Source organism: Catellatospora methionotrophica (genome assembly GCF_011297335.1).
In the GTDB taxonomy this organism is placed as follows: Bacteria; Actinomycetota; Actinomycetes; order Mycobacteriales; family Micromonosporaceae; genus Catellatospora; species Catellatospora methionotrophica.
On sequence record NZ_JAAOTJ010000003.1, the window covers coordinates 249,642 to 274,856 of the forward strand.

At 68.9% G+C, this 25,215-nt stretch carries 24 protein-coding genes; 12 read left to right on the forward strand and 12 right to left on the reverse strand.

Annotated features, from left to right (window positions below):
* The first annotated feature begins 16 nt into the window (after positions 1-16).
* Entirely contained in the window at positions 17-520 is a 504-nt protein-coding gene (locus tag HAV40_RS11790) for a potassium channel family protein (protein WP_166380984.1), read from the forward strand.
* 191 nt (positions 521-711) lie between these two features.
* Here the strand turns inward: HAV40_RS11790 and HAV40_RS11795 are convergent, their stop codons facing one another.
* The 4 genes from HAV40_RS11795 to HAV40_RS11810 all read right to left on the reverse strand — a co-directional run bounded on the left by HAV40_RS11795 (position 712) and on the right by HAV40_RS11810 (position 3,660).
* Positions 712-1,836: a methyltransferase domain-containing protein gene (locus tag HAV40_RS11795; RefSeq protein WP_166380985.1), complete on the reverse strand. Its 1,125-nt coding sequence runs from the start codon at positions 1,834-1,836 to the stop codon at positions 712-714.
* Positions 1,833-2,813 (reverse strand): ATP-grasp ribosomal peptide maturase, encoded by a 981-nt coding sequence (tgmB, locus tag HAV40_RS11800; RefSeq protein WP_166380986.1) that lies wholly within the window; start codon positions 2,811-2,813, stop codon positions 1,833-1,835. Before tgmB ends, HAV40_RS11795 begins: the two co-directional genes overlap by 4 nt.
* Positions 2,814-2,829: 16 nt before the next feature.
* Positions 2,830-3,099, reverse strand: coding sequence for a hypothetical protein (locus HAV40_RS11805; RefSeq protein ID WP_166380987.1), 270 nt, complete (start codon positions 3,097-3,099; stop codon positions 2,830-2,832).
* 249 nt (positions 3,100-3,348) lie between these two features.
* A complete protein-coding gene (locus tag HAV40_RS11810) occupies positions 3,349-3,660 on the reverse strand; it encodes a hypothetical protein (protein WP_166380988.1) in 312 nt (103 codons plus the stop codon).
* Between the two features lie 747 nt (positions 3,661-4,407).
* Here HAV40_RS11810 and HAV40_RS11815 point away from each other — a divergent pair.
* Positions 4,408-5,958 carry a tetratricopeptide repeat protein gene (locus HAV40_RS11815; RefSeq protein WP_166380989.1) on the forward strand — a complete coding sequence of 517 codons (1,551 nt, stop codon included), beginning with the start codon at positions 4,408-4,410 and terminating at the stop codon, positions 5,956-5,958.
* A gap of 14 nt (positions 5,959-5,972) precedes the next feature.
* Positions 5,973-6,728 (forward strand): SDR family NAD(P)-dependent oxidoreductase, encoded by a 756-nt coding sequence (locus tag HAV40_RS11820; protein ID WP_166380990.1) that lies wholly within the window; start codon positions 5,973-5,975, stop codon positions 6,726-6,728.
* Between the two features lie 57 nt (positions 6,729-6,785).
* Here the strand turns inward: HAV40_RS11820 and HAV40_RS11825 are convergent, their stop codons facing one another.
* Positions 6,786-8,033, reverse strand: coding sequence for an MFS transporter (locus HAV40_RS11825; protein ID WP_166380991.1), 1,248 nt, complete (start codon positions 8,031-8,033; stop codon positions 6,786-6,788).
* 441 nt (positions 8,034-8,474) lie between these two features.
* On the opposite strand from HAV40_RS11825, the gene HAV40_RS11830 reads away from it, so the two are divergent.
* The 4 genes from HAV40_RS11830 to HAV40_RS11845 all read left to right on the forward strand — a co-directional run bounded on the left by HAV40_RS11830 (position 8,475) and on the right by HAV40_RS11845 (position 12,530).
* Positions 8,475-9,032, forward strand: coding sequence for a septal ring lytic transglycosylase RlpA family protein (locus tag HAV40_RS11830; RefSeq protein WP_239086809.1), 558 nt, complete (start codon positions 8,475-8,477; stop codon positions 9,030-9,032).
* A gap of 26 nt (positions 9,033-9,058) precedes the next feature.
* Positions 9,059-9,700: a hypothetical protein gene (locus HAV40_RS11835; protein WP_166380993.1), complete on the forward strand. Its 642-nt coding sequence runs from the start codon at positions 9,059-9,061 to the stop codon at positions 9,698-9,700.
* Between the two features lie 95 nt (positions 9,701-9,795).
* Positions 9,796-11,496, forward strand: coding sequence for a proline--tRNA ligase (locus HAV40_RS11840; RefSeq protein WP_166380994.1), 1,701 nt, complete (start codon positions 9,796-9,798; stop codon positions 11,494-11,496).
* A gap of 65 nt (positions 11,497-11,561) precedes the next feature.
* Positions 11,562-12,530, forward strand: a complete 969-nt coding sequence (locus tag HAV40_RS11845; RefSeq protein ID WP_166380995.1) for a GNAT family N-acetyltransferase — start codon at positions 11,562-11,564, stop codon at positions 12,528-12,530.
* Here HAV40_RS11845 and pyrH read toward each other — a convergent pair.
* From pyrH to HAV40_RS11860, 3 genes are all read right to left on the reverse strand, one after another.
* Positions 12,517-13,269 carry a UMP kinase gene (gene pyrH / locus HAV40_RS11850; RefSeq protein ID WP_239086820.1) on the reverse strand — a complete coding sequence of 251 codons (753 nt, stop codon included), beginning with the start codon at positions 13,267-13,269 and terminating at the stop codon, positions 12,517-12,519. The two genes, HAV40_RS11845 and pyrH, sit on opposite strands and share 14 nt — an antisense overlap.
* A 1-nt stretch (position 13,270) precedes the next feature.
* The gene (locus HAV40_RS11855; protein ID WP_166380996.1) at positions 13,271-15,970 is read right to left on the reverse strand and encodes an NACHT domain-containing protein; all 2,700 of its coding nucleotides are present in this window, start codon (positions 15,968-15,970) and stop codon (positions 13,271-13,273) included.
* A 199-nt stretch (positions 15,971-16,169) separates the two neighbouring features.
* Positions 16,170-17,324, reverse strand: a complete 1,155-nt coding sequence (locus HAV40_RS11860; RefSeq protein WP_166380997.1) for an LCP family protein — start codon at positions 17,322-17,324, stop codon at positions 16,170-16,172.
* A 194-nt stretch (positions 17,325-17,518) separates the two neighbouring features.
* On the opposite strand from HAV40_RS11860, the gene HAV40_RS11865 reads away from it, so the two are divergent.
* A complete protein-coding gene (locus tag HAV40_RS11865) occupies positions 17,519-18,484 on the forward strand; it encodes a GNAT family N-acetyltransferase (RefSeq protein WP_166380998.1) in 966 nt (321 codons plus the stop codon).
* A gap of 7 nt (positions 18,485-18,491) precedes the next feature.
* Here the strand turns inward: HAV40_RS11865 and HAV40_RS11870 are convergent, their stop codons facing one another.
* Positions 18,492-19,046, reverse strand: coding sequence for a TetR/AcrR family transcriptional regulator (locus HAV40_RS11870; RefSeq protein ID WP_166380999.1), 555 nt, complete (start codon positions 19,044-19,046; stop codon positions 18,492-18,494).
* A gap of 101 nt (positions 19,047-19,147) precedes the next feature.
* On the opposite strand from HAV40_RS11870, the gene HAV40_RS11875 reads away from it, so the two are divergent.
* The gene (locus HAV40_RS11875) at positions 19,148-20,296 is read left to right on the forward strand and encodes an FAD-dependent oxidoreductase (protein ID WP_166381000.1); all 1,149 of its coding nucleotides are present in this window, start codon (positions 19,148-19,150) and stop codon (positions 20,294-20,296) included.
* A 49-nt stretch (positions 20,297-20,345) separates the two neighbouring features.
* Here the strand turns inward: HAV40_RS11875 and HAV40_RS11880 are convergent, their stop codons facing one another.
* Positions 20,346-21,047: an MBL fold metallo-hydrolase gene (locus HAV40_RS11880; protein ID WP_166381001.1), complete on the reverse strand. Its 702-nt coding sequence runs from the start codon at positions 21,045-21,047 to the stop codon at positions 20,346-20,348.
* A 133-nt stretch (positions 21,048-21,180) separates the two neighbouring features.
* Between HAV40_RS11880 and HAV40_RS11885 the strand changes: the two genes are divergently transcribed.
* Entirely contained in the window at positions 21,181-21,495 is a 315-nt protein-coding gene (locus HAV40_RS11885) for a hypothetical protein (RefSeq protein ID WP_166381002.1), read from the forward strand.
* A gap of 3 nt (positions 21,496-21,498) precedes the next feature.
* Here the strand turns inward: HAV40_RS11885 and HAV40_RS11890 are convergent, their stop codons facing one another.
* The gene (locus tag HAV40_RS11890) at positions 21,499-22,137 is read right to left on the reverse strand and encodes a DUF47 domain-containing protein (protein WP_203671736.1); all 639 of its coding nucleotides are present in this window, start codon (positions 22,135-22,137) and stop codon (positions 21,499-21,501) included.
* A gap of 40 nt (positions 22,138-22,177) precedes the next feature.
* Positions 22,178-23,146 carry an inorganic phosphate transporter gene (locus tag HAV40_RS11895; protein ID WP_203671738.1) on the reverse strand — a complete coding sequence of 323 codons (969 nt, stop codon included), beginning with the start codon at positions 23,144-23,146 and terminating at the stop codon, positions 22,178-22,180.
* A 125-nt stretch (positions 23,147-23,271) separates the two neighbouring features.
* Between HAV40_RS11895 and HAV40_RS11900 the strand changes: the two genes are divergently transcribed.
* Both HAV40_RS11900 and HAV40_RS11905 read left to right on the forward strand, forming a co-directional pair.
* Positions 23,272-24,003, forward strand: a complete 732-nt coding sequence (locus tag HAV40_RS11900; RefSeq protein WP_166381003.1) for a DUF7873 family protein — start codon at positions 23,272-23,274, stop codon at positions 24,001-24,003.
* Between the two features lie 467 nt (positions 24,004-24,470).
* Entirely contained in the window at positions 24,471-25,199 is a 729-nt protein-coding gene (locus tag HAV40_RS11905; RefSeq protein WP_166381004.1) for a hypothetical protein, read from the forward strand.
* The last annotated feature ends 16 nt before the right edge of the window (positions 25,200-25,215 follow it).

Below are 25,215 nucleotides of genomic sequence, written 5' to 3' on the forward strand. Positions count from 1 at the left end.
CAGCGACAATAACGACATGTCGGTCATTCGGCGGTATCCGATCGTGCAACCGCTGATCAACAGCATCCTGTTGCTCGTCGTGTACTTCGTCGTGCCTACTGACAGCGGTCACGGCACCGTGCCACTGATCATCCGTACCCTGGCCACGCTCGTCGGGCTGGCCGTCGCGGTGACACTGATCGTGCGCCAGGTCCGCCGCCAGCTCGACGTCGCCGAAGCGCCGCTGACCGGCCTGCTCACCACCCTGGTCGGCGGAGTGCTGTTCTTCGCCCTCGCCGACTACCTCGTCGCGGTCAACGCGCCAGGCGAGTTTGTCGACCTGGACACCCGCGTCGACGCGCTGTACTTCGCCCTGTCGACGCTCGCCACGGTCGGGTTCGGCGACGTGCACGCGCAGGGCCAGGTCGCCCGCTCCCTGCTGATCGTGCAGATGCTGTTCAACGCCGTCATCATCGCCACCGGCCTGTCCGTGCTGTCCAGGCAGATCGCCACCCGCGCCCGCGAGCGCCGCAGCCGCTGACCGGCCAGCACGCAGGCATGATCGCCGTTTGCGGTCAGAACACGGGGTATGGCCTGACATCTCGACCGCAAACAACGATCATGCCGCAGGGGCGCGGCTGACCCCACCGCGTCGCAGAGGTTCCCCGCGCGCGACGTACTCGCCGCGATGAGACGGGTCATGTCCCGCGAGATGACCTCGATCGGAAAGGCCTAGAGCACCACGGCGTAGTCGTGGTCGAGCCAAATCTGGCGGCGACCGTCGTCGAAGGCAGTCATGCCGAAGCGGCGGATGCCGGGGTACTGCCAGCGGCTCCAGCGCTGCCAGGTGTCCTCGACCTGCGGCCACAGCTGGCGTGGCCCGCCGTAGATGACGGTAGCCTTGCCGTTGTCGTCACCGGGCCGGTACTGCACCCACGAGCAGTCGTCCTCGGCGCGAAGGAACACGCCTTCGCCGCCCTCAGGCAGGTGGCTGCTGATCGGGCCGAGGCCGGGCACGGCCAGTTGCAGCAGGAACCGGAACTCGCGGGAGTCGAACGCGTCGGCTGGCATGTCGGTGGTGGCGTGCTGCGGGTCGGTGAAGTCGAACGTGGTGGCCGGGTCCGCGCCGTGGCGCAGCGGGTGATCGGGCCGGGCTCGCAGCCACATGAAGTGGCCGGGGATGTCGTGGAACCTGCCTCGGACCTGGTGGGGTCCGTTCTTGGTGGCCACGATCAGCGCGGAGGCGAGCTCGCCTCGGATGTCAGCCACGATCACGCCGTCGTCGGCCAGCTGACCGATCCACGCCGGGGGGATCGCGGCGACTCCGGCCGTGGCGATGATCCGGCCGAAAGGCGCGCGTTGGGCCACGCCCTGAGCGCCGTCACCGACGAACAGGTACGGATAGAACCCGATCCCGGCCAGGCGGGCACGCGCCGCCTCGACCAGGCCGGCATCTATGTCGATGCTGGTCACGTTCCGGTCGCCGAGGCGATGGCACAGCAACGCGGCGTTGTAGCCGGTGCCCGTGCCGACCTCCAGCACCGTCTGCTCGTCGTTCACGTCGAGCAGGCCGAGCATCTGCGCCATGAGACTCGGCCTGGTAGATGAGCTGGTCGGCCACAGGAAGTCCCCGCCTGGGTGCGACGCGACCTGCGTGACGAGGGAGTCATCGGCGTAGACGGCGGCCAGCCCGGCGGGGCTGTCGGCACCGACCCGGTTGTTGTCATCGTCGTAGAAGGAGGGCACGAACACGTGCCGGGGCGTGGACGCGAAGGCGTCTCGCCAGCTCGGCGCGAGCGCCCCCTTGCGGGTCAGTTCCTGGGTCAGTTCGGCGGCGTGTTGCTGCCAGGTGTTCATGCTCGGGTGCCTTTCATCAGCAGGTCGGCCAGCGCGGCGGCGATCGGCGCACCAGTCTCGTGTTCGAGCCACAGCCATTGGCCTGCCGGGTTGCATTCGAGCATGACCCAGCGGCCCTCAGGGGTGACAACGAAGTCGAACGCGCCGTAGTGCAGCCCCAGCGAGGCCTGGAAACGGCGCATCCCCTCGGTGACCGCGTGCGGGACGTCGATCAGCTCGTAGGTCAGCGATTTGTAGTCGGCCCGCCAGTCGACTTGCCCGGCCGCCGAGGCCGAGCGGATCGCTACCGCGATCGGCAGTTCACCGACCATGGTGACGCGGGCCTCGAACGCCTTGGGCACCCACTCCTGCACCAGGTGCGCGGTCGCGGCGAACCCGGCCGCGGTCACCGTCGCGGGGTCGATGATCGTGGTGTAGGGCTTCATCGGCTCGTCGCTGCCCTGGGTGAACACCAGCGACGACAGCGGCTTGCACACCACCTGACCGCCCACTCGTGCCGCGAAGGCCGTTACGTCGGCAGCAGTGTTGCTGAGCAGCGTGCGGGGCACCGCCAGGCCGCAGCGTGCAGCGACCATGAGTTGCAGCGGCTTGTACTCGGCCACGGCCGTCTTGACCGGGTCGTTGACCCACATGGCGTCGAGGCTGGCCAGCAGCCCGCCGAGGCCGTGGCGGGCCTCTACGGCCGCGAACACCTCATCAGCAGCAGACATCCCGGCAGGCAGCCTGAAACGGGTCGGACGCCAGTAGAACACCGAACGCACCCGCTCCAGGTCGAGCGTGTCGGTATCGGTGCTCAATGCGCCGGTCCAACTGCCATCCGCTGCGGTCGTCGCCGACATCCGCAGCTCCATCGGGAAGTCGCCGGTGTCCAAGCGCACGAACCCGCCTCCGGCGTGCGCCAGCGCCTCGCAGACCGCGTCGGCGGTAGCGTCCTGCGCGCTGGTCAGGAAAAGGATCGTGTCCTTGGTGGTGTTCACGGCCGTCGACCCCGTCCTAGCTGTCCGAGCCGGTGTCGGACTGGCTGTCCTTGCTCACCTTGCCGTCCGACGACGTCTCGGTGGCCATGCTGGTCCGCGGGGAGGTGGAGGTGGTGTTGTGCTTGCCCTGCCACGGCATCGGCACGGCCAGACCCGCCGCGAACGGACGCAGCGTGCCAGGGGTGTTCTGCATGGGGTAGGACAGCCCGCCGGGCTCACCCATCGGCAGTAGTGCCGCGGGAGAGAACAGGGGCGCGACAACCCTGGGAAGGGCGGATTTCTTCACTCGGATCTCCTTCGTCCTGCTTGCCGCCGCAGCGGCGGGGTCAGGTCACTTGTCGGCGGGCTCGGCGTCGGCGTCATCGGCGACGGGCTGCTCAGCCTCGGCGGTGGTCGGCTCCTCGGGAGCGGTCACAGCGGTTACCTCCTTTCCTCAAGTTGAGGTCAATGGGTGCCCGCGCGGGTCGCAGCACCGCGCGGGCACCCCTCCGGCAGCCAACGGGAGAAATCGGCGACCGGAAGTTTCGTTGGCTTGTCAATGCGAAGTGCGCCACTCGCATCGAAGAAACCGGATGGCAGTCTCCGCGCCATTGCGCACGCGAACCGTCAGGTAGCGCTGATAAGGCACTGGCCCCAACAGGCGCTCATGCATCAGTAGGGCTACCAACTCTGGAACCTGATGGTGAACCTGCCCTGCCTGATCGAGTGCTTCCGCCAGAGACCTGATCGTCCATTCGGCTTCCGGATCGGCCAGCAGGGCATCAAGAATCGCCGCGCGGACCGGGAGAGGCCGAATCACGAAGCCCGCCCATGCGCGATACGTGGGCGGCTCACGAACGGCCACCACGCCGTGCGCTTAGGACGTGGACGCGCAATTTCGCGCGCAGCGGGTACCGCCAGGGTCATCACTCGCGTCGGCCCCAGCAGGGCTGCGACCGAAGCCTCGGACACCGCGTGCTGCTCCTCCAGTACCGCCAGCACCCCGCAAGGCAAAGGCCGGAAACAAGAACATATGCCAAGCCGGGCGCGGTGCTGGGCCGCTAGGGCCACCGCAAGGTCGACGCGCTCCCGACTCGCGCGAATCCGCGACTCGAATACGTCGTCCAGATCATGCGACTTGAACTGCCGCCGGTCGACATCCGAGCTACGTGCTTGAGTGCCCAGATCGCTCACATCAGCCTCCCTCGCTAGGCAGCGCATTCCCGGTCTTGGACGTGAAACGCACTCATCCGCGCAGCACCTGCTCGACCACGACGCCGCGAACCATTCGACATTGGTGCGTTCCGATGCCCGTGTCGTGCACTTACCGTTACGTATCGCGTGCAGCCGAGGAACCCCGATCCAGGGGGCGATCTAGGGGGCGATTTGACTCGATCGGATGCCATGACGCCGAGAATCATCCAAGTGGAGTGCCCTCTGATCTGCGGTTATCTGGTCTGGGACCCACGCCGAGACGTGGTGGCTTCGCGATTCCAGTCATAGATCAAGATGTTCGGCGCTTGGACGTCGGCTATGTGCGCTGCGATCCTGATGGCGACCAACGGGAGCACAGCGGATGAGCTGGCCAGGCGCGGCGGAGGTAATCATGGGGCGGGTGGGGGACGATCGCGAACCCAACGATCAGTTGTACTGTGCGCGCACTCGACTGCTGTCACTTACTGGCTCCGGGCTGCCGATGTCCCGCCAAGAGCTGGCCGACCGGGTAAACGTCTATCTATACGGCAGTAGTCGCCAAGAAATCGCCTCAGGTGTGGATGCGAAGTACATTGGGAAGCTTGAGCGCGGGGTTTACCGCTGGCCAAACGAGCTGTACCGGCAGGCTTTCCGGCACGTGCTGAAAGTATCCACCGATGGCGAAATCGGCTTCTACGTTGCCCGACCGCAACGCAAGCAACTCGTCATGGTGTCGTCACCGGGGATCGATGGCGGCTACTCGTCGAACATCATGTCCATGAGTAATGCCGAAATGATGAACGCGCCGGATGGAACCGACTGGCCAATGTGGTTTGCGATGAAGCTCGCGCATGCGATTTCCATCATTCACAACCTGACCGGCGAGCACACCGAAACCCTGCAAACTCTGCTACATCAGGAGATTCTGATGTTTGACGCTTCCGCGCCGTCGGGCGCGCGCTTTGTGTTCGACACCTCGCGCCGCCAAGCTCTCATCACCCTAGCGACGCTGCCTCTCAGCTTTGGTATTCCGCGCGGGGGATCGGACGTCGGAGCAACCGAGATGTTTTTGGCACATTGCGGCGCAAGTCTTACCGCCTGCTGGCACTTACTTAAAGGCAGCGACCTCGAAACTGTAGACCGACTGCTCAACGGATATCTAATGCAGTTGGAGCTGGTGGCCCGCAAGCCGTCGAAGTATCAGGGCACCGCAGCGCGCCTCGCTTCGCAAGGACATCGGGTCAGCGGCATCATCGCTCTGCACCGTAACCATTTGCGGGCACGCGAACACCACTGCAACCAGGCAGTGAAGTACGCCGAGCTGACAAACGACATTCCGAGCCAGGTGTCCGCCTTGATCTCGCTTGCCAGTACGTACTTCTACGAAAGCGACCCCGTTCGCGCAGCGCACACGTACGAGAGGGCGCTGATCTTCGACGCCGGCATGTCACCGCTACAACGCTCGCGGACACGCGCAGAGCTGTCGGTGGTCTACGGGCAACTAGGCCAGGAACGCCAGACACTGGAATCGGCCGAGCTAGCCGAGGCGCTTTTCCCCGATCAGCCGGAGCACGACCCGAGCTATCTATATGCCGAGTTCACGCGCGCCTCGCTGACTCTCGAACAGGGCCTCGCCTTCGCTGCGCTCGCTCAACGGTGCCCCACCCGTGGATACCAACAGACGGCCGCCGACGTGTTCTCCCGCATCGAGCAAGCCTCACCTTCAGCTGTCCCAGCGCGCATCAAATATGAGATCATCAATCATCAGGCGTCCACCGCCGTACTCCTCGGCGACATGGACGCCTTCGCCGGGTATCTCCACCAGGGAGTCGAAGGGGCCTTGCTGCTGGGCAGCAAGCAACGCCGCAAGGAGATCCACACCGCGTGGCGACTCGCCGCCGACACCTGGCCTAACGAACCCCGTCTGAAAGCATTGGGACAAGACGTTATACCGACCCTGACCGCAGACTGACGCGGAGACTTACCATGGCAAACCACGCCCCAACGGCCGTCATCACCGGAAGCACCTCTGGCATCGGAAAAGCCATCGCCAAGCGGTTATTACATTCCGGCTACGGCGTCGTGCTCAACTACGCTCGCAATCGACATCGTGCCGAGGAAGCTCTTGCAGAGTGCCAGTTGATCAGCACCGCAGTGCGGCTCGTCCAAGCTGACATCGCCAGATCCGACGACGCTGCCCGGCTGATCGCCACGGCGACCGAGGAATTCGGACGCCTTGACTTGCTTATCAACAATGCCGCCGCAGTTGCCGACAAGCCTGCGCTCGACCTGACAGAGCATGACTGGGATACCGTCCTCGGCGTCAATCTCAAAGGGGCCTTCCTGTGCGCCCAGTACGCTGCCCGGACAATGCTTCAACAACAGGGCGGCTCCATTATCAACATCGGTGCCTCAACAGGAATTCGCGGCCGACGCAACGGTGTCAACACATGCGCATCGAAAGCGGGTCTCATGATGCTGACCCAATGCCTGGCGCTTGAGCTAGCACCCAAGATTCGAGTCAATACCATCGTGCCCGGCCTGGTCCTCACCGAGGAAACCGAACGCCGCTTCGCCCTGACTGACGCCCAGACGCGCCAGACACGCATCGACGCCATCCCGATGAGCCGTCTTGGCAGCCCCACCGACGTAGCCGATGCCGTGATGCTTCTAATCTCACCTGATGCTGGATTCATCACGGGCCAGAAGATCATCGTCGATGGGGGCCAAAACATGTGGTGATCGACGGAGGTATCGCCCTACTGGACGAGGCGTCCGCACGTACCACCCATCAACTCATCATTGGTGAGGGCCGACGTTGCCCGGGAGATACTGAGTCGCGGCCAGAACCGTTGTCTGCCCGCGAGAGAGTGCTCGTCCCGGCCCTAGGGCTGTCGCCAACAGTACGAGAGACGCGGCGACGAACAGGAGCGCTGTCGTGGGACCTTCGGCCAGTAGGCCGCCTACGGCCATGCCGACAGTCGCACCAGCATTGCTTGCGGTGTTCAGCCAAGCAGACGCCTCGGTGCGGCCCTCGTCGGGAGCCAGCTCGTCGGCAATCAGGTATCCCATGATCAGACTCGGTGCCAGAACCAAGCCCGTCAACGCCAACCCGACCGCGAGCAGCCACAAAGTCGACGTCAGCGACATCAGCGCGATCAGCACGGCCAGAATCGCCGGGACGTATGACAACAGCACATGCCAAGGTCGCGCCCACCGCCGACGACCGAACAACAAGCCGCCGGCAGCGCTGCTCGCTGATAGTGCCGCAAGCAGGTAGCCCGCAGCTTCTGGACTGCCGGCGTGTGCGGCCGTGACGGGTACGGCGATGTCGAGGAGCCCAAGCGCGCAAAAGACGCCGGCGAGGGTCAGTAGCAATGTCCAGAACCTCGGGATGCGCAACACTCTGGCCCTCGGCTGTCGACCGGCTTGGCCAGCAGATGTACGAGCGCGGGTTGCAGGCCCGGACCCGAATGCCGCCGCCCCGACGATCATCAAGGTGAAGCCCGCGCCGACTGCGGCTAGAGGATCGACGAGCGCAATGGCGAGGCTGGCGGCCAACGGCCCTGCGGTGAAGATGACCTCCTCGACGACAGCGTCCAGGCTGTAGGCCCGGGTTCTCATCGCGCCCTGCGGCGCGATTTCGGACCAAGCCGTGCGCATGGCAGCCCCGAGCGGAGGAGGGCATGCGCCCATCATGGCTCCCGCAGCCATGACAACTCCGAGCGGCGCCCGGGCGTAGGCGCACAGAAGAAGACCTGCGCCGCAGGCCGCGTACGCCAGAGCGAAGGCAGGAAGTACTCGACGGCCTAACCGGTCGACGACTCGGGCGCGCATCGGTCCGAGCATCACGACGCCCAGATTGACGGCGGCAGTGACCAGGCCAGCGACACTGAGTGAACCGCTCGCCTGGGCCAGAGCAAAGAACATACCTAGAGGCAAAACGCCGAAGGACAGCCTTCCAAGGGCTGCGGGAAGGAACAGTCTTCGGGCGCGTGGAAGCAGCAGGACAGCACGATAAGACGTGCCCGCACTTTCGGCGGACATGGAGACTCCCGGTAAGTGAAACGAACACTAGTGATGACCGAAGGCGGGTCATCACTAGTGGGGGCCGGAAGTCACGGCCAGAGGCTACTACCTGGACTTTGGCTGTACAACCAGCAAAATCGACGGGTTCGCGCTGGAGATCGGCGCGCCGCTGGAGCACTACCCGCTGCTGGCGTACGCCGGTCGGTGCGCATCGTCGAGGGAGCGCACGGCGACAGGAGCAAGCGGACGGACCGGCCGATCCGGCCGTGACCGTCGCGCGGCGGCATGGCCCCGGAGCAGCGTGCCCCGGGAACCGTGTAGTTCGATCGGGCGAACCTTGTGGGGCAAATACGCCCAATATGCTCGATCCTTTTGACATCGCATGTGTAGACCTCGATACGGTCGATGCGGCCCCGGTCCGCCGGAGCCCGACCCTGTTGCCTACGGAAGGTCAGCGCCTTGCCCGGCCGACATTCGCTTCCCAGCAAGCCCCGCCGCAAGCTCGCCCCGTTCGCCACCGCCACTGTCGCCACGGCCGTCCTGGTCGGAGGCGGGTTGATCGCCCACGAAGTGGCCGCCGAGCCCCAGACCGATCCCGCCGCGGCTGCCGGAGAGTCCGTGTCGCCGTCACCGATGGTCACCGACGCCACTGCCCGCCGGGAAGCCCCGCAGCGCGCCTCGCGCGGCAACCGCAACGCCCCCTCGCCGACGCCGACCGAGACCGCCTCGGTGCTCGACTCCGGCACCTGCAAGGCGTCCTACTACGACGAACCGCAGGGCACCGCCAACGGCGAGACCTTCGACCCGGACGCCCTCACCGCGGCGCACAAGTCGCTGAAGTTCAACACGCGGGTCCGCGTCACCAACACCACCAACGGCAAGTCCGTCGTCGTACGCATCAACGACCGCGGCCCGTACATCGCCGGGCGCTGCCTGGACCTGTCCCGCGCAGCCTTCGCCGAGATCGCCAGCCTGGGCAGCGGCGTGACGACCGTCCGGTACGACATCCTCGCCTGACCGATCAGACATGCCAGGATATCCATATGACGGCGGTCTATCTGGAACTCGGCACGAAACGGATCTTCGCGTGCGCGCTGGAGTGGCCCGGCTGGTGCCGCTCCGGCCGCGACGCGCAGCGCGCGCTGGCCGCGCTGACCGCCTACGCCGAGCGCTACGCCGTCGTCGCCGAGCGGGCGAAGATCACCTTCGAGCCCGGTGACGTACGGGTCGTCGAGCGGGTCCGGGGCGGCTCGACGACCGACTTCGGCGCACCCGAGCGGCCTGCCGGCACCGACTTCGCAGCACGCGACGGTGCGACGGCGCAGCGGCAGGCCGCGCTCGTGCGGGCCGCCTGGGACGTGTTCGCCGAGGTCGCCGCAGTGACCCCGGAGCAGCTGCGCAAAGGTCCGCGTGGCGGCGGGCGGGACCGGGACAAGATGATCGAGCATGTGATCGCCGCCGAGGCGTCGTACGCCCGCAGGATCGGGGTGAAGCACCCCGCGCCCGCAGCGGGCGACACCGCGGCGGTCGCGGCGCTGCGCGCGGAGGTGCTGGACGTGCTCGCCGCCCCGACCGACGGCACGCCCGTGCCGCGTGGTGGCTGGCCTGCGGCGTACGCGGCGCGGCGCATCGCGTGGCACGTGCTCGACCACGCGTGGGAGATGCAGGACCGCGCCACGCCGTAATCCGCTCGTGCGACATACCCGCTGCTCATAGGATCGTCGGATCGCCCGGCGGGCATGCCGCCGGTCCGACGGCAGAGAGTGCAGGTGTACGTGTAATGCGCTGGTCAGAGCTTTACGTCCCGACCCTCCGCCAGGACCCGGCGGGGGCGGACGCCGTCAGCCACCGGCTGCTCCTGCGCGCAGGCTACATCCGCCAGCTGATGGCGGGCCACTACTCGCTGCTGCCGCTGGCCGTGAAGGTCCGCGCGAAGATCATCGACGTGATCCGCGAGGAGATGTCGCGCATCGGCGCGCAGGAGTTCCTGCTGCCCACGATGCAGCCCGCCGAGGTGTGGCAGAAGAGCGGCCGCTGGGAGAAGATCGGCGCGGAGATGTTCCGGCTGCGCGACCGCAGGGGCGCGGACCTGGCCCTGGGCATGACCCACGAGGAGATCTTCACGACCGTCGCGCAGGAGTTGCGCTCCTACCGCGACCTGCCCCAGCGCTGGTACCAGTTCCAGACGAAGTTCCGCGACGAGCCCCGGGCCAAGAGCGGCCTGATCCGGGTCCGCGAGTTCACCATGAAGGACTCCTACAGCTTCGACGTCGACGACGCCGGGCTCGACCGCTCCTTCGACCTGCACCACGAGGCGTACACGCGGATCTTCGGCCGGCTCGGCATCCCGGCCATCGCGGTCGAGGCGTCCAGCGGCATCATGGGCGGCAGCGACTCGGTGGAGTTCATGTCCCCGACCGACGCGGGCGAGGACCTGGTCGTGCACTGCGGCTGCGGATACGCCGCGAACGTCGAGAAGGCCACCTCGCACCTGGCGGCGGTCGCCGACGGGGACGGCCTGGCCGCGCCGGAGCCGTTCGACACCCCCGACGTGCGCACCATCGAGGACCTGGCCACCGGGTTCGGCGTCACCGCCGACCGGCAGGTCAAGACGCTGGTGTACGTCGTCGACGACCAGCTCACCCTGGTGCTCATGCGCGGCGACCACGCGCTGGTCGAGCAGAAGCTCATCGACACCCTCGCCGCCGTGAACGTGCGCCCCGCGCACGCCGACGAGATCCGTGAGACGCTCGGCGCGCTGCCGGGCAGCCTCGGCGGCGTCGGCGTCACCGACCTGCCGATCCTCGCCGACCTGGCGCTGCGGGGCCGGCGCGACATGACCACGGGCGCCAACCGTGACGGCGTACACCTGCGCGGCGTCGACGTCGACCGCGACCTGGCCGTCGGCCGCTGGGCCGATCTGCGCGAGGTCGTCGCCGGTGAACCCTGCCCGCGCTGCGAGCAGCCCCTGTCCGTGCTGCGTACCGTCGAGATCGGGCACATCTTCAAACTCGGCCGCCGCTACACCGAGACCCTCGGCGTGACCGTGCTCGGCGCGGACGGCGAGCGGGTCAGCCCGATCATGGGCTCCTACGGCATCGGCGTGGAGCGGGCGCTGGCCGCGATCGTCGAGACGCACCACGACGACAAGGGCATCGTGTGGCCGGTCGCGGTCGCGCCGTTCGAGGTCGCCATCGCCGTGCTCGGCGACGCCGAGCAGGTCGTCGCGGCCGCGGAGTCGCTGTACACGGGGCTGCGCGGGCAGCGCATGGACGTGCTGATCGACGACCGGGCCGAGCGCCCCGGGGTGAAGTTCAGCGACATCGAGCTGATCGGCGTGCCGTACCGGATCACGGTCAGCGCCCGCGGCCTGGCCGACGGCACCGTCGAGTTCACCGACCGGGCCACCGGCCACACCGAGCGCATCCCGCTGGCCGGTGCGGTCGCCCACGTGACCGCGGCGGTACGCGCCACCGAGTGACGCGGCGCGGTGCGGGCCGTACCGTTCACGCGGTGCGGCCCGCACCGGCTACGAGGAGGCGCGACGTGCACCTGCGGATCGAGCGGCACCACAGCGGCAGCCCCGAGTCCCGGCAGCTGCGCCGGGAGTTCGTCGCCGAGCTGGCCAGCCGCTACCCGGAGCAGGACTTCAGCGCTGACGCCGACGTCGCCGAGCTGCCGGACCTGGACGCGCCGGGGGCGGTCTGGTTCGTGGTGTACGACGGCGAGCAGCCGCTCGGCTGCGGCGGCCTGTGCGGGCTCGACGAGCACACCGCCGTGATCAAGTGGGTGTACCTGCGCGAAGCCGCGCGCGGCCGGCAGGTCGGCCGGTCGCTGCTGACCGAGCTGGAGGACACCGCACGGCAGTTCGGCTACACGCGGCTGACGCTGAGCACCGGCAACCGCCAGCCCGAGGCACTGGGCCTGTACGCCAGTGCCGGATACCGGCCGGTCGAGGGCGGCACGGCCAGCGTGCACCGACTGGGCAAGGACCTGCGGCCGGGACCCGACGACGTGCGGGTCGAGTTCGGCAAGTACGACGGGTCGCCGCACTGGCACACCACGCTGCGCCGCCTCGGCGACGACGAGCACGGCGTGTGGCTGGGCGGCACCAGCCACACCCCGTGGCGTCGCCATGGCCGACCGGCACACTTCCCGCACGCTCCGCACGTGATGCTGGTGCCGCACGAGGGCGGCTGGGTCGCCACCTTCCACGCCCCGCCCCGGCGGACCGAGCTCTACGTCGACGTGACGGGCCGTCCGGTGTGGATCGGCACCGGGCTGGTGACCGTGGTCGACCTCGACCTCGACGTGGTGCGCCGCCGCGACACCGGCACGGTCGAACTGCTCGACGAGGACGAGTTCGCCGCCCACCGGGCGACCTTCGGATATCCACCCGAGTTGGTCGACACCGCCCGTGGCACGAGCAGCTGGTTGCTGGCCGCGGTCACCGCCGCCCGGGAGCCGTTCGGCACCGCGCACCTGCGGTGGCTGGCCCACCTCAGGCGCGGCTGACGACCTCCTGCTCGAAGACGTCCGGAGCCGACTCTGTGATGAGGGTCCCGAACTTGCGCCCGCCGAGCAGCGCATCCGTCACCGCGTTCTCCGCCTCCATGTCGAACACGTAGATCGGCGTGCCGTTGTCCCGGCACAGCGACACCGCCGTGGAATCCATCACCTGCAGGTTCTGGGTCATCAGGGTGTTGAAGCTCATCTGCCGGTACTTCTTGGCGTCGGCGAACTGGCGCGGGTCCTTGTCGTAGACCCCGTCGGTGCCGAACTTCGCCAGCAGTATCACCTCCGCGCCGATCTCGGCGGCCCGCAGCGCCGCGGCGGTGTCGGTCGTGAAGTAGGGGTTGCCGGTGCCGCCCGCGAATATGACGATCCGGTTCTTCTGCAGGTGCCGCAGTGCCCTGCCGAGGATGAAGGGCTCCGCGACGCGCGGCATCTCGATGCCCGTCATGACCCGCGACTCCAGCCCCAGCTTGTCCATGGCGTCGCCCAACGCCAGCGCGTTGATCACGGTGGCGAGCATGCCCATGTAGTCGGCTTTCGTGCGGTCGACGCCCTCCAGTTGCTTGCCGCGCAGGATGTTGCCGCCGCCGACCACGACCGACAGCGAGAGCATCGGCCTGTCCGCCCGCGCCAGGGCGATCTGCCGGCAGAAGACGTCCAGCCGCTCGGCACTGATGACGTGCTCGCCCTCCACGTCGACGACCGCTTCGCCGGACATCTTCAGGAGTACTCGCTCCACACTAGCTCCTTACTAGTTTGCGGACGTCTTCGGTCCACATCTGTTGAATGACGGCACAGCCGATCAGGCTGAGCCTCCGGTCTCCCAGATCGGGGCAGAACCTTCTCCAGAGCAGGAAGAAGACCCTCGTGTAGACCGCGATTCGCGGCCCGTCGTTGCCGCGCGGCGGGCGCAGCGTCCAGCGCGGCAGCCGGGACGCCCCGGCGACCAGCCGCAGCCGCGATCCGGAATCGGTCAGCCATCCGCTGTCCAGGGGATACAGGTTCAGAATCCGCCGCGACGGCAGCACGATGTCGCCCTGCTGGACGGCCCGCCGCAACAGCACGCCGCCGACCAGCAGGACCGCGGCGAACCCCGTCAGCAGCCAGCCCGTCGGCACACCCAGCAGCACCAGCGACAGCAGCGCGCAGACCACCGTGATGGTGATCGACAACGTCGCGGCGACGTCGGAGAACACCAGCTCGTGCCGCATCCGCCGGATGGGCGAGGTGTAGGCGAGGATGGCCAGGTGCGGGAACTCCGCCCGCTGCTCCCGGGACAGCCCGCGCAGGTACGGCAGCGCCACCGCCAGCGTCGCGGCGAACCGGGTCCCCCTGATCGGCCACGCGTCCGCCCACGGCTCGTGCGGGTACCGGAAGGAACGCGGCTTGCGGCCCGCCAGACCACGTTCGCTGCGCAGGGTCGTCGCGAACAGTGACGAGCGCAGCGCCGTCTCGGCGACGATCGCCGCGAGCCGCGGTTCGCCGTTGATCTCCTCCTGCTCCAGGCGCTCGCCGACGGAGGGCTCGTACAGCGCCACGATGGCGTCCTCGGTGCCGCTGTCCAGCAGGATCGGAGCGATCGCCGTCTGGCGACTCAGCCGCAGCGCGAGTTCGGCGTCGAGCCGTGCCGCCTGCAGGATCGACAGTCCGGCGCCGCCGACCGCGTCGCCGAACTCCCCGAGCACGGTGATCTCGGCCGGCTGGTCCAGTGCGGCCATGACGTGTTCGTAGTCCACGAGGACCGAGACCAGGTCCCGGAAGAGGTTGATGTTCCGCTGGTCAGCGCGCCACTGACCGCAGAAGAACCGGATCCGCTCGACGAAATCCGGCAGGTAGTAGGCCTGGGTCTCCAGCATCGCCCGGGCGTAGTACCTGCCCACGAAGGCGCTGTTGCCGAGGTCCCGCAGCAGGTCGGGCAGCTGCGAGGTGTTCCTGCTGGCCATCAGGCCACAGGCGAGGTAGAAGCCCTCGAGATAGCTCAGCGGATGCAGGCGGAGGTTGCTCAGCAGCTGCTGCGCGTCCCGGCGGCCGTTGATCGACGAGAGCGAGCAGGCCAGGAAGTAGTCGAGGAACGACCGGTGGATGAACTGCCAGACACCGTCGAACTCGTTCCATTCGATGATGCCGGTGTCCTTGGCCAGTTCCATGAGCGCCTGCTGTCGGGGTTGCCCGACCCTGGTCAGCTGGTCGGCGAACTGGAGCAGGACCGCTTCGCTGATGTGGTTGAAGGGCTGCTGGAGCCGGACGTGCTCGGCCGCGACGTCGATGAAGAAGCGCCGGCGGATCTGCCGGAACGGCCTCGTCGAGTTCACCAATGGCGCGTCGGTCCCCCGGGTACGGGTCATCAGGTAGTCGATGACGTCGCTGAAGAAGGCGGCGCGCGTGTCGGGCTGAGAGGAGTCGTTGTCCCGGCCCAGTTCCCGCAGACGGAGGTGATGGTTGACGTACAACGCCAGGGCCAGCGGGTTGGTGCACGTCTCCATGAGCGTGGGATTGATCCTCAGCTGCGAGAAGATCCTCCTGGCCTCCTCGTGTGCGCGGATCCCCTGGCCGTAGGGATAACGCAGCAGGAAGGAGTAGATCGCCGCGGGACTGAACGGCTTCAGCTCGACCGCCGCGATGTCCGGGATCTCGCCGCCCAGCAGCCGTGGCGCGAAGTCGAGCGCCTGGCGACGACTCGCGATGACCAGGAGGTTCGGGCCGGCGGCGTGGTGCAGGAACTGCCCGAGCGCGACGATGAACTCCTCGACCGCCTGGATCTTGTCGCTGGCGACCTCGTCGAGCCCGTCGAGCAGGACGATGACCCCGTTTCGCTCGTTCTGCGCGAAGGTGCTCGGCAGGGCGTCCGAGTCGAACATGTTGAGCGGGCGGACGAACGTCTCCCGGAACCAGTTGGTCAGCGCCTCGGCGGCCTGACCGGGGTGCATCCTGTCCGCGTCCTGTCCGAGATGAGGAACGATCTGCTGCAACGTCAGATACATGGGCAGGCGGATGCGCTCCTTGCCTTTCATGATCCGAAAGCTGGACGTGCGCAACAACCGGTACAGCAGAGCGCTTTTCCCGGTTCCCGGGTCGCCGTGCAGAAGCAGCGCCCCGTTCTTCTCGAGGATCTGCAAGGCCTCCGACATCTGCCCCGCACGCAGTTCGAGAGGGATGTAGCACCTGTCGATGGACAGCGTCACCCGGCCCGGAACGGTCAGTTTCTCGTACCTGTTGAACAGGGCACGGCCGTAGATGTCCAGGGCGTAGAAGCCCAGCCATTGACGTCGCAGAGCCCGGCCGAGGAAATGCGACATGGCGCGGAAGATCCAGGTGCGGGCGGCAGAGGTGACCTCGTCGGTATTCGAGGTCTCGTCGGCTCGCCTGCGCCGAATCAGCCCCAGGATCAACCTGGCGGCGGTGCCGGCGGCGACCGCGCCCAGACTCACCATCGTCGCCATGCCAGGAGTCGAGGAAAGCGTTTCTTTGAGCCAGTTCTGCACTCGCACCGTCCCTTGGCACACGATCACCGATTGGCAGCCAAATGACATGCTGCTGTCTCGTAGACCACGCCACCATCCACCATGCGTATTGATCCACATCACTCACTGTGCAAAGTGGTGATCGGCGGATCGCGCGGGGCGGGCAGGCGCCGTACGCTCACCCGGCCTTGCGGTTGATGAACTCCGGGTACAGGGCGGTGAACTCGCCGAGCTTGTCCAGCGAGGCGGCCTTGAACATCAGCTTGGACTTGTCATTGAGGTCCTCGAACGACTCGTTGCCGACCTTGTAGCCGTTGTACCAGCCCGCGTTCGTCTTCAGCGAGACGAGGTCCACGGCGGCGAGGTCCTGCAGCGCGAAGAAGAAGTCGATGACTTCCATGCCCTGGGGCAGGCTGAGCAGCATCGACTCGCCCGCGGCCCGGATCAGGTCGTTCACCTTGCCGATGTCGGTGAGCACCCCGGCCGAGGTCGCCTTGCTCACCATCGCCTGGATGAGCTGCTGCTGGTGGCGCTGGCGGCCGTAGTCGGCGGAGCCGTCGGGCAGGTAGCGCTGGCGGGCGAAGTCCAGCGCCTCCCACGCCTGCATGTCGCGGCAGCCCTTGCGGTGCACGAAGCGCTTGTTGCCGGTGCGGTCGGTGTACTGGTCGGCCTCGGTGGCGTCGGCGATGCCGCCGATGTACTTCGGCTTGCCCTTGACCACGAAGTGGTGGATGGACTTGGTGTCGGCCTCCACGCACATCCGCACGCTGCCCAGCGCTTCGATGATCTTGTTGAACCCGCCGAAGTCGATGACGGCCGCCGCCTCGAAGGTGATCCCGGTGAGCTTGCTGACCGTCTGCGTGGCCGTCTTCAGCCCGCCGCGCCAGTCGCCCTGCGGGCCGAGCCCGGCCTGGAACGCGCCGTTCACCTTCCGGTAGCCCTTGCCGGGGATCTCCACCCGTACGTCACGCGGCACCGACATCAGGTAGGCCTCCCGATGCGTGCCGGACACGTGCACGATGATGATCGTGTCGGAGCGGGCGTCGTCGGCCTTCTGCCCGGGGCGGGTGTCGATGCCGAGCAGCAGCACGTCGAATGCCCCCCGCAGCGCCTTGGCATCCGGTGCGGCCTGCCCCGACGGTCCGGCCAGGACGTCGGAGCCGGCCAGGTCGACGGACTCCTCCAGGGTGCCGACGACCGAGCGCAGCAGCACCATGCTGGTTCCGGCGATCATCATCAGCACCGCGCCGAACGTCAGCACGAGCTTGGCCCACAGCGGCGCCTTGCGGCGGGCGGCGGGCTTTGCGGAGGTACGGGGGTGGCGCTGGGACACGGGGGTGGTCCTCTCCACGGGCGGCGCGGGGCACCTGCTCCCCGTGCAGACGCGTTCAACCAACGTAGATGTTGCGCGCCGGCACGGCGAGGTCCGTCCCACGTCCGCATCGCGACAGGGTGCCGCTCGTCACCCTGCGGGGCGGGTAGGGCATCCTCGACACCGAAGCGAACCGAGCCGAGGGGGGCCGTGCCGTGCCGCAGGTGCGCATCGCGCTGGAGGACGCCGACGACCCGGTGTCGCGGGAGCTGACCGCGGAGTTCTTCGCCGACATCGCCGCCCGCTACGGCGACGCCGCCAGCCCTCCCCCACTCGACCTCGCCGAGCTGCGCGCCCCCGACGGCACCTGGCTGGTGATGTACGACGACGGCGAGCCGATCGGCTGCGGCGGCCTGCGCCGCTGCGACGATCACACCGCCGAGGTACGGCGGCTGTTCCTGCGCCCGGCCGCGCGGGGCCGCAAGCTGGCTCGCACGCTGATGGCCGAGCTGGAGGACGTGGCCCGCCGCCGCGGCTACCGACGCATCCGCCTCGACACCGGCGATCGGCAGCCCGAGGCGCTGCGCATCTACCTGACCAGCGGCTACCACGAGATCGACGACTACAACGGCAACCCCCGCGCCCGGCACTGGCTGGAGAAGGACCTGATGCCGCGGCCCGGTGACGTGCGCGTGATCGCCCGCAAGTACGACGGGCGCCTGCACTGGCACGCCACCCTGCCCCGCCTCGGCGAGGACGAGCACGGGGTCTGGCTGGGCGCGACCGCGTACACGCCGTGGCGGCGCGGCGCGGAACCGGCCGTGTTCATCCCGGCCACTCACGTGGTGCTGATCCCGCACTCCGGCGACTGGGTCGCCGCGTTCAACGCGGCCCCGTTCCGCACCGAGATCTACATCGACGTGTCGGACCGGCCCGTGTGGCACGGCCCCGACGAGGTCGTCTCCATCGACCTGGACCTCGACGTCGTACGCCGCCGGGAGTCCGGCGAGGTGGCGCTGCTCGACGAGGACGAGTTCGACGAGCACCGGGTCGCGTTCGGCTACCCCGACGACGTGGTCGCCGGGGCGCGCCGCACCGCCGAGGAGTTGCTCGCCGCCGTACGCGCCCACGCCGAGCCGTTCGGCAAGGCGAGCGCGCCGTGGCTGGAGCGGATGGGCTGACCGGGTCTCAGGGGCGGTCGGCGGTCAGGTAGCGCTGGATCGTCGGGCCGAGCCAGGAGACGAGGTCGTCCTCGGACATCGCGACCACCGGTGGGAACAGCAGGATGTAGCGGGCGAGCCCGATGCCGAGCATCTGGGCGCTGACCATCGCGGCCCGCACCGGCGCGCTCGCGGGGTCGCCGGTGAGCGCTGCGATCCTCGGGGCGAGCTGCCCGGCGAAGATCTCGCGCATGCGTTCGGCCGCGCCGTCGTTGGTGATGCCGGTGCGCAGCAGCACCTGCAGCGACTCCCCGGCCTCCCACTGGCGCAGGAAGTGCCGGACGAACGCCGCCCCGAGCTGCTCGGGCGCGACGCCGGCGAGGGCGTCGAAGCGCAGGTCGAACTCGGCCGCCGCGGCGAACAGCTTCTCCTTGCTGCCGTAGTAGCGCATCACCATGGCCGGGTCGATCTTGGCGTCGGCGGCGATGGACCGGATGGTGGCCCGCTCGTAGCCGTCGGCGGCGAACCGCTCACGGGCCGCCGCGAGGATGATCGACTTGGTTTCCGCCGAGGTGCGCCGCATGTCAACGACTGTAGGCCAACACTTGTTGACAAGCAAGCCGGGCCAGGTCTACCGTCGAAGTCAACAGATGTTGGCCAACGATCGTTGACCTGGAGGAGACCATGTCCACCCCGACCACCGACGTGCTCATCGTCGGCGCCGGCCCCGCCGGCCTCACCGCCGCCGTCGCGCTCACCCAGCGCGGACACACCGTCACCGTCGTCGACACCCAGGCCGAGGGCGCCAACACGTCCCGCGCCGCCGTCGTGCACGCCCGCACCCTCGAAGTGCTCCAGCCCTACGGCGTCGCGGCGATGCTCGAAGCCCAGGGCATCCCCGCGTCCCGGTTCACCATCCGCGACCGCGACCGGCTGCTGGTCGCGGTGCCGTTCGGCGGGCTGCCCACACCCTTCCCGCACACCCTGATGATCTCCCAGGCCCAGACCGAGGCCGCACTGCTCACGCGGCTGCGCGAACTCGGCGGCAGCGTGCTGCGGCCCGCCACGGTGACCTCCGTCGAGCAGGACGCCACCGGCGTCACCGCGACCCTCGCCGACGGGCGCGCCGTCCGCGCGGCCTACCTCATCGGGGCCGACGGCATGCACAGCACGGTCCGCGACAGCGCCGGGATCGGGTTCACCGGCAGCAGCTACGCCGAATCCTTCTCGCTGGCCGACGTACGGCTCACCGGCGCCGTCCACGACGCCGAGGTCATCCTCTACTTCTCCCCCGCCGGGATGGTCGTCGTCGCACCGCTGCCCGACGGGACCCACCGCATCGTCGCCACCGTCGACAACGCACCCGAACACCCCGGCGTCGCCTTCGTCCAGCACCTGCTCGACACCCGCGGGCCGAAGAAGTCCCCGGTCACCGTCCACGAGGTCGTCTGGGGCTCCCGGTTCCGCGTGCACCACCGCATCGCCGACACGTTCCGCCACGGCCGGGTGCTGCTGGCCGGCGACGCCGCCCACGTCCACTCACCGGCCGGCGGGCAGGGCATGAACCTCGGCATCGACGACGCGGCAGCCCTGGGCGAGACGCTGTCGCGCGTGCTCGGCGGCGCGAGCCCCGACCTGCTCGACGGATACGCGACCACGCACCGCGCGCACGCCCGCAAGGTCGTCGCGCTCGCCGACCGGCTCACCGGCCTGGCCACCGTACGCGCGGCCTGGCGACCGGCCCGCAACCTGCTCCTCGGGCTGCTCGGCCGCCTGCCCGCCTTCCGCAACCGCCTGGCCTGGCAGCTGGCCGGACTGGACCGCCGCCGATGAGCCCGGCGGACTGGACCGCCGCCGTCCTCGACGCGCGTGGCCTGCGGCGCTAGACGCGCAGCCGCAGGCCAGGCTGGGCCAGCAGGACGGGGCAGCCCGCGAAACGGGCGGCCTCATCGAGCAGGCGCTCGTGGTCCAACCAGGAACGCAGGTGTGTCAGCACCAGCAGCCGCGCCCCGGACCGTGCCGCGAGCCGCCCCGCGTCGCCCGCGGTGAGGTGCCGGGGCACACCCGTGTCGTCGAATCCCGCACCCTCGGCCAGCAGCACCGCACAGCCCTGCGCGAGCTCGTCCAGCGCGTCGCACGGCGCGGTGTCGCCCGAGTAGCACAGGGCGTCGCCGACCCGGAACGCGTACGCCTCGATGCCGTGCTCGACCGCCGCGACGGTGACCTCCAGCGGCCCGAGACGCAGCGCGCCCGACGGCAGCTCGTGGAAAGCGAACTGGGGTGCGGGATGACGCCAGTTCAGTGCGTCGCGCAGGTTCGCCGGGCCGTACACGTCCAGCGGCGCGGCCCCGACCCGGTGCCGCAGGTAGGCGATCGAGCTGAGGTCCGCGCAGTGGTCCGCGTGGGCGTGCGAGATCAGCACCGCGTCCAGCGCCGCCGGATCGGCGTGCCGCTGCAACGGCCCCGCCGCACCCGTGCCCAGGTCCAGCAGCACCCGCTGCCCGTCGGCCTCCACCAGGTAGCAGGACCCGGCACTGTCCGGGCCCGGCACCGACCCGGCACACCCCACCACCGTCAGCTGCATCGTCGACCTCCCCGTCGCCGCCCACCATGATGCCGCAGACGGCGCTGTCACGTGACCGTCGTCATCGTGACCACGTGTGGACGATGTCGCACCAACGCCGCACAATGGACCACCCAGCGAAAGGACCTTGATCATGTCCCGGTTCCCTGAGGTCGTCGAGCGCATGGCGATCGATCCCGAGTTCGCCGCGCACGCCCGCGGCAACCCCGACGAGGTCACCGCCGAGTACGGTCTCAGCCCCGAGGAGGCCGCCCAGATGCTGGCGCTGACCGACGCCGGTTCGGGTGGCCCGACCGAACTCGACCAGCGGCTGTCCAAGAGCGGCATCGGCAGCGGCGGGCTGGCGGGTCTGCTGGCGGGCGTCGACCGGTCCACGAAGGATGACGAGGACACCGCTGACGGCCGGCCGCTGGGCCGCTGGGTCGGGCCGGGAGCGAACGACAGATGAACATCACAGGCTGCGTTTGAGCATCGCGTCGGCGAGCGCGTCGGCGCACTCGGCCAGGCGCAGCCCCACCACGTCCAGGCGGCGCAGCAGCTCGCGCTGCTTGAGCACCGGGCCGGTGATCTCGCCGCTGAGCAGGTCGGCCAGGCCCTGGGCGTAGAGGTGGCGGACCCGGCCGGAGCGCTTGTGCGCGGCCAGCGCCGCCTGCGCGGCCTCGGCCGGGCGGTCGACCAGCCGGTCCAGCGCCCGGCGCAGGTCGCGCAGCCCGATGGCGACCTGCTCCAGCATCGCCGCCGCGTTGTGGTCCAGGCGCACCCCGTAGAGGTCGGTCTCGCGTACGTAGTCGCGCAGGTGGTCGAGCACGTCGTCGACGGAGCGGGACAGCCGGAACAGGTCCTCGCGGTCGATCGGGGTGGCCAGCGTCGCGGCCAGTTCGGCGACCAGCCGCCCCCGGTGGGCGTCACCGTCGTGCTCGATCTCGGCGATCCGCAGCCGGGCCAGCGGCGGTTCGATGTCGCCGATGGTGACCAGCACCGCCAGCGCCACCCCTTCGAGCGCGGCGTCGATCTGCGCCAGCACGATGGCCAGCACCCGCTTCGGAGCGCGCCCCGCGAGATCGTCCAGCACCCGTCGCAGCCTGATCACGGTCACCTCCCGGCGGAACCGGTGCACCGGGCACCGGGGCTCACAGCGTGCCCCGCAATGCCAGACCTGCGACATATCCGAGGGTGAGGCTCGCGGGCACGGTTACCAGCCAGGCCGTCAGCACCGGGGTGGCGAACTGCCAGCGGATGCGGCGTACGCCGGTGCTGGCCCCCGCGCCGACCAGGCCCGCGGTGGCCGACTGGGTCATGCTGACCGGCACGCCCATGCCCGCGCTGCCGAACACCGCGGTCGCCGACGCCAGACCGGCCGTGACCAGGGTCCACGGGCGTTGCGGGGTGAGCCCGCCGGTCGCGCCCCGGGCCATGCGCCGCAGGCTCAGCACCGCCCCTGCGGCGAACACGGCGGCCGTCGCGCACAGCAGCAGCAGCGGTGGGGCCTGCATCCCCCGAGCCCGGTGGGCGACCCCGAGGGCGACTCCGACCACGGCGAACATCTTCTGCCCGTCGTTGGCGGCATACGCCAGGCTCTGCCCGGCGAACGCGGTGACGTGGGCGTAACGCATGGCGCGCGGCAGCCGGGACGTCGTCGGCAGGCGGCGGGCGGCCATGCCGAGCAGGTAGCCCAGAGCGCCGCCGAGCAGCGGAGCGATCGCGGCGACCGCGAGCACGACACCCAGCGTGGACCAGGCGGGCGGCACGCCGAGTCCGGCCCCGACCCCGGCGAGTCCACCGAGGACGGCGAGGGTGACGCTGGTCGGCACACCGCGCCAGGCCAGCGTCAGCACCAGGGCCAGTGCGACGCCGACCCCGGCGAGCACGACCAGGGGGCCGCGCACGTCACCGGCGTTGATCAGGCGGTCGGTGAAGGTGTGCGCCACGGCGAGCCCGAACAGCGCGGGACCGGCGATGATCGCCGCCAGCAGCACGGCCAGCACGACATAGAGCGGCAGTTCGCGCTGGCGCAGGGCCAGGGCGAGCAGCGCCCCGCCGTCGTTGGCGCCACAGACGAAGACGAACCCGGTGGCCAGCATCGCAAAGCCGATCACCACGGCCGACCACCCCCGACTCCGCCAGGAGTTCACCGTACGTGATCAACAGAGTTCCGCCGGCGGGAATCCTGATTGCCGCCCGACCGGGTGATCCTCTAGCGTCACCCGTCGGGAGGACAACACTGATGGCGAAGCTGAACCAGATCATCGCGGTCGAGAAGGGCATCAAGTCCCGCTCGTTCCAGGACCTGACCGAGGCCCACCACGCCGTGCAGAAGCCGGCGCTGCTGTCGGGCATCTCGCGGACCTACCAGGCCAAGGACGAGGAGGGCGAACAACTGCCGCCGGAGTCCACCAAGGTGCAGGCCCGCGCCGAGGACGTGCTGCGCCAGATGGGCACCACGCTGACCCGGCTGTTCGACGTGACCGCGACCAAGGACGCCACCAACTGCGTGGCCCGCGCCGACGTGGTCGTCGACGACCGGGTGCTGCTGTCCGACGTGCCGGTGACGTACCTGCTGTTCCTGGAGAAGCAGCTCACCGACCTGCACACCTTCGTCAAGAAGCTGCCGGTGCTCGACGCCGCCGAGTCGTGGGTGTTCAGCGACTCCGCGGACTGCTGGTCCACCGAGCCGGTGCGTACCATCCGCACCAAGAAGGTGCCCCGCAACCACGTCAAGGCCGAGGCGACCGAGAAGCACCCGGCGCAGGTCGAGGTGTACTACGAGGACATCGCGGTGGGCTACTGGACCACGGTGAAGTTCTCCGGCGCGCTGCCGGCCAAGCGGGTGTCGACGCTGCTGGAGCGGGTGGAGAAGCTGCAGCAGGCGGTCAAGTTCGCCCGCGAGGAGGCCAACAACGCCGAGGCGGTCGACAAGCACGTCGGCGACCGGGTGTTCGGTTACCTGTTCGCCTGACCCATGAACTCCCCGCCGGAGGGCGGGGGGCGCGGAAGCGCAAGCTGAAACTGAAGCCGAAACTGAACAACGCGGTCCCAGTGCAGGTTCGAGTCCTGCCCACCCGCACCACCTGCGGGGGTAGCCCAACTGGCAGAGGCAGCCGCGATCAGACTCAGATTCTCGCTCCAGACTCAGCATTCGCCGCCGAACACCAGATCGACCGCGTACGGGCGAAACCCCCGGGGTGCCGGTTCGAGCCCGGCCCGCACCTCTTCCTGGTGCGGTAGTCCAAACGGTAGAGACACGGGGTCGTCATGACTGACCCGTACGCTTAAACGTGCTGGTGTGCGCAAATCGGCGGCACCCCGAGGCCCGGGAGAAGGACACTCTCCCGGGCTTCACCATGTCCGGCGGACGACTCGTTACCGGTGGGTATTACCTGAGCATTCGCTCCGCTATGTGGCGTTCTGGAGTAAATTCATGTTATGACCGAACCCGCGAGGGCGCGGCATGGCGTGCCGGGCCTCGCCCTCGGCACCGCGATGCTCGTCGCCGAACGACTCCGCCGACTCACCTCTCCGGTCGACCCCGCCGAGCAGGCCCGCATCGAGGACATGCTCACCGGCGGCGTCGAGCCGTCCCCGGCCAGCGCCCGCTCCCCGGTCGCCGTCGCCGTCGGCCTCACCCAGCAGAGCTACGACCTCGCCGTACGCACCCGAAACCGGATCGGCGAGGCCACCCGTGGACAGGCCCGCCGGCTGGCCGACGCGACCCGCGCCGCACTACCGGCCTCGCCCATCGACACCGCCCGTGACGTCGTCAGCTCCGCCGGGCAGCGCGGGCACGACACGCTCGTGTCCAGCCGCGCCGCCGCGTCGGTCGCACTGCGCGACACCGTCGACGAGAGCCTGACCTGGGTCGAGAAGACCATCGTGCCCCGCATGATGGACAACCTGATGCCCTACCTGATCAACAGCGTGGTGCCGCGCCTCGTCGAGGGCGCGATCCCCGAGATCAGGCGCAAGGTCATCCCCGTCGTGATCGACGACATGACCCGCGACCCCCGGCTCCAGGAACTGATCACCGAGCAGAGCCGTGGCGTGCTCGCCAACGCCACCGACGAACTGCGGGAGACCTCAGCCAGCGCCGACGACCGGATCGAGTCCTCGTTCCGCCGCGTCTTCCACCGCCATCACACGAACGGTGACAGGTGACCGCGGCTGGCCAACA

What these genes read in the sequence shown, in the direction of transcription:
- HAV40_RS11790 (WP_166380984.1), top strand. Translation starts at nt 17, where the DNA reads ATGTCGGTCATTCGGCGGTATCCGATCGTGCAACCGCTGATCAACAGC.
- HAV40_RS11795 (WP_166380985.1), bottom strand. Translation starts at nt 1,836, where the DNA reads ATGAACACCTGGCAGCAACACGCCGCCGAACTGACCCAGGAACTGACC.
- HAV40_RS11820 (WP_166380990.1), top strand. Translation starts at nt 5,973, where the DNA reads ATGGCAAACCACGCCCCAACGGCCGTCATCACCGGAAGCACCTCTGGC.
- HAV40_RS11825 (WP_166380991.1), bottom strand. Translation starts at nt 8,033, where the DNA reads ATGTCCGCCGAAAGTGCGGGCACGTCTTATCGTGCTGTCCTGCTGCTT.
- HAV40_RS11835 (WP_166380993.1), top strand. Translation starts at nt 9,059, where the DNA reads ATGACGGCGGTCTATCTGGAACTCGGCACGAAACGGATCTTCGCGTGC.
- HAV40_RS11840 (WP_166380994.1), top strand. Translation starts at nt 9,796, where the DNA reads ATGCGCTGGTCAGAGCTTTACGTCCCGACCCTCCGCCAGGACCCGGCG.
- HAV40_RS11855 (WP_166380996.1), bottom strand. Translation starts at nt 15,970, where the DNA reads ATGGCGACGATGGTGAGTCTGGGCGCGGTCGCCGCCGGCACCGCCGCC.
- HAV40_RS11870 (WP_166380999.1), bottom strand. Translation starts at nt 19,046, where the DNA reads ATGCGGCGCACCTCGGCGGAAACCAAGTCGATCATCCTCGCGGCGGCC.
- HAV40_RS11875 (WP_166381000.1), top strand. Translation starts at nt 19,148, where the DNA reads ATGTCCACCCCGACCACCGACGTGCTCATCGTCGGCGCCGGCCCCGCC.
- HAV40_RS11880 (WP_166381001.1), bottom strand. Translation starts at nt 21,047, where the DNA reads ATGCAGCTGACGGTGGTGGGGTGTGCCGGGTCGGTGCCGGGCCCGGAC.
- HAV40_RS11885 (WP_166381002.1), top strand. Translation starts at nt 21,181, where the DNA reads ATGTCCCGGTTCCCTGAGGTCGTCGAGCGCATGGCGATCGATCCCGAG.
- HAV40_RS11900 (WP_166381003.1), top strand. Translation starts at nt 23,272, where the DNA reads ATGGCGAAGCTGAACCAGATCATCGCGGTCGAGAAGGGCATCAAGTCC.
- HAV40_RS11905 (WP_166381004.1), top strand. Translation starts at nt 24,471, where the DNA reads ATGACCGAACCCGCGAGGGCGCGGCATGGCGTGCCGGGCCTCGCCCTC.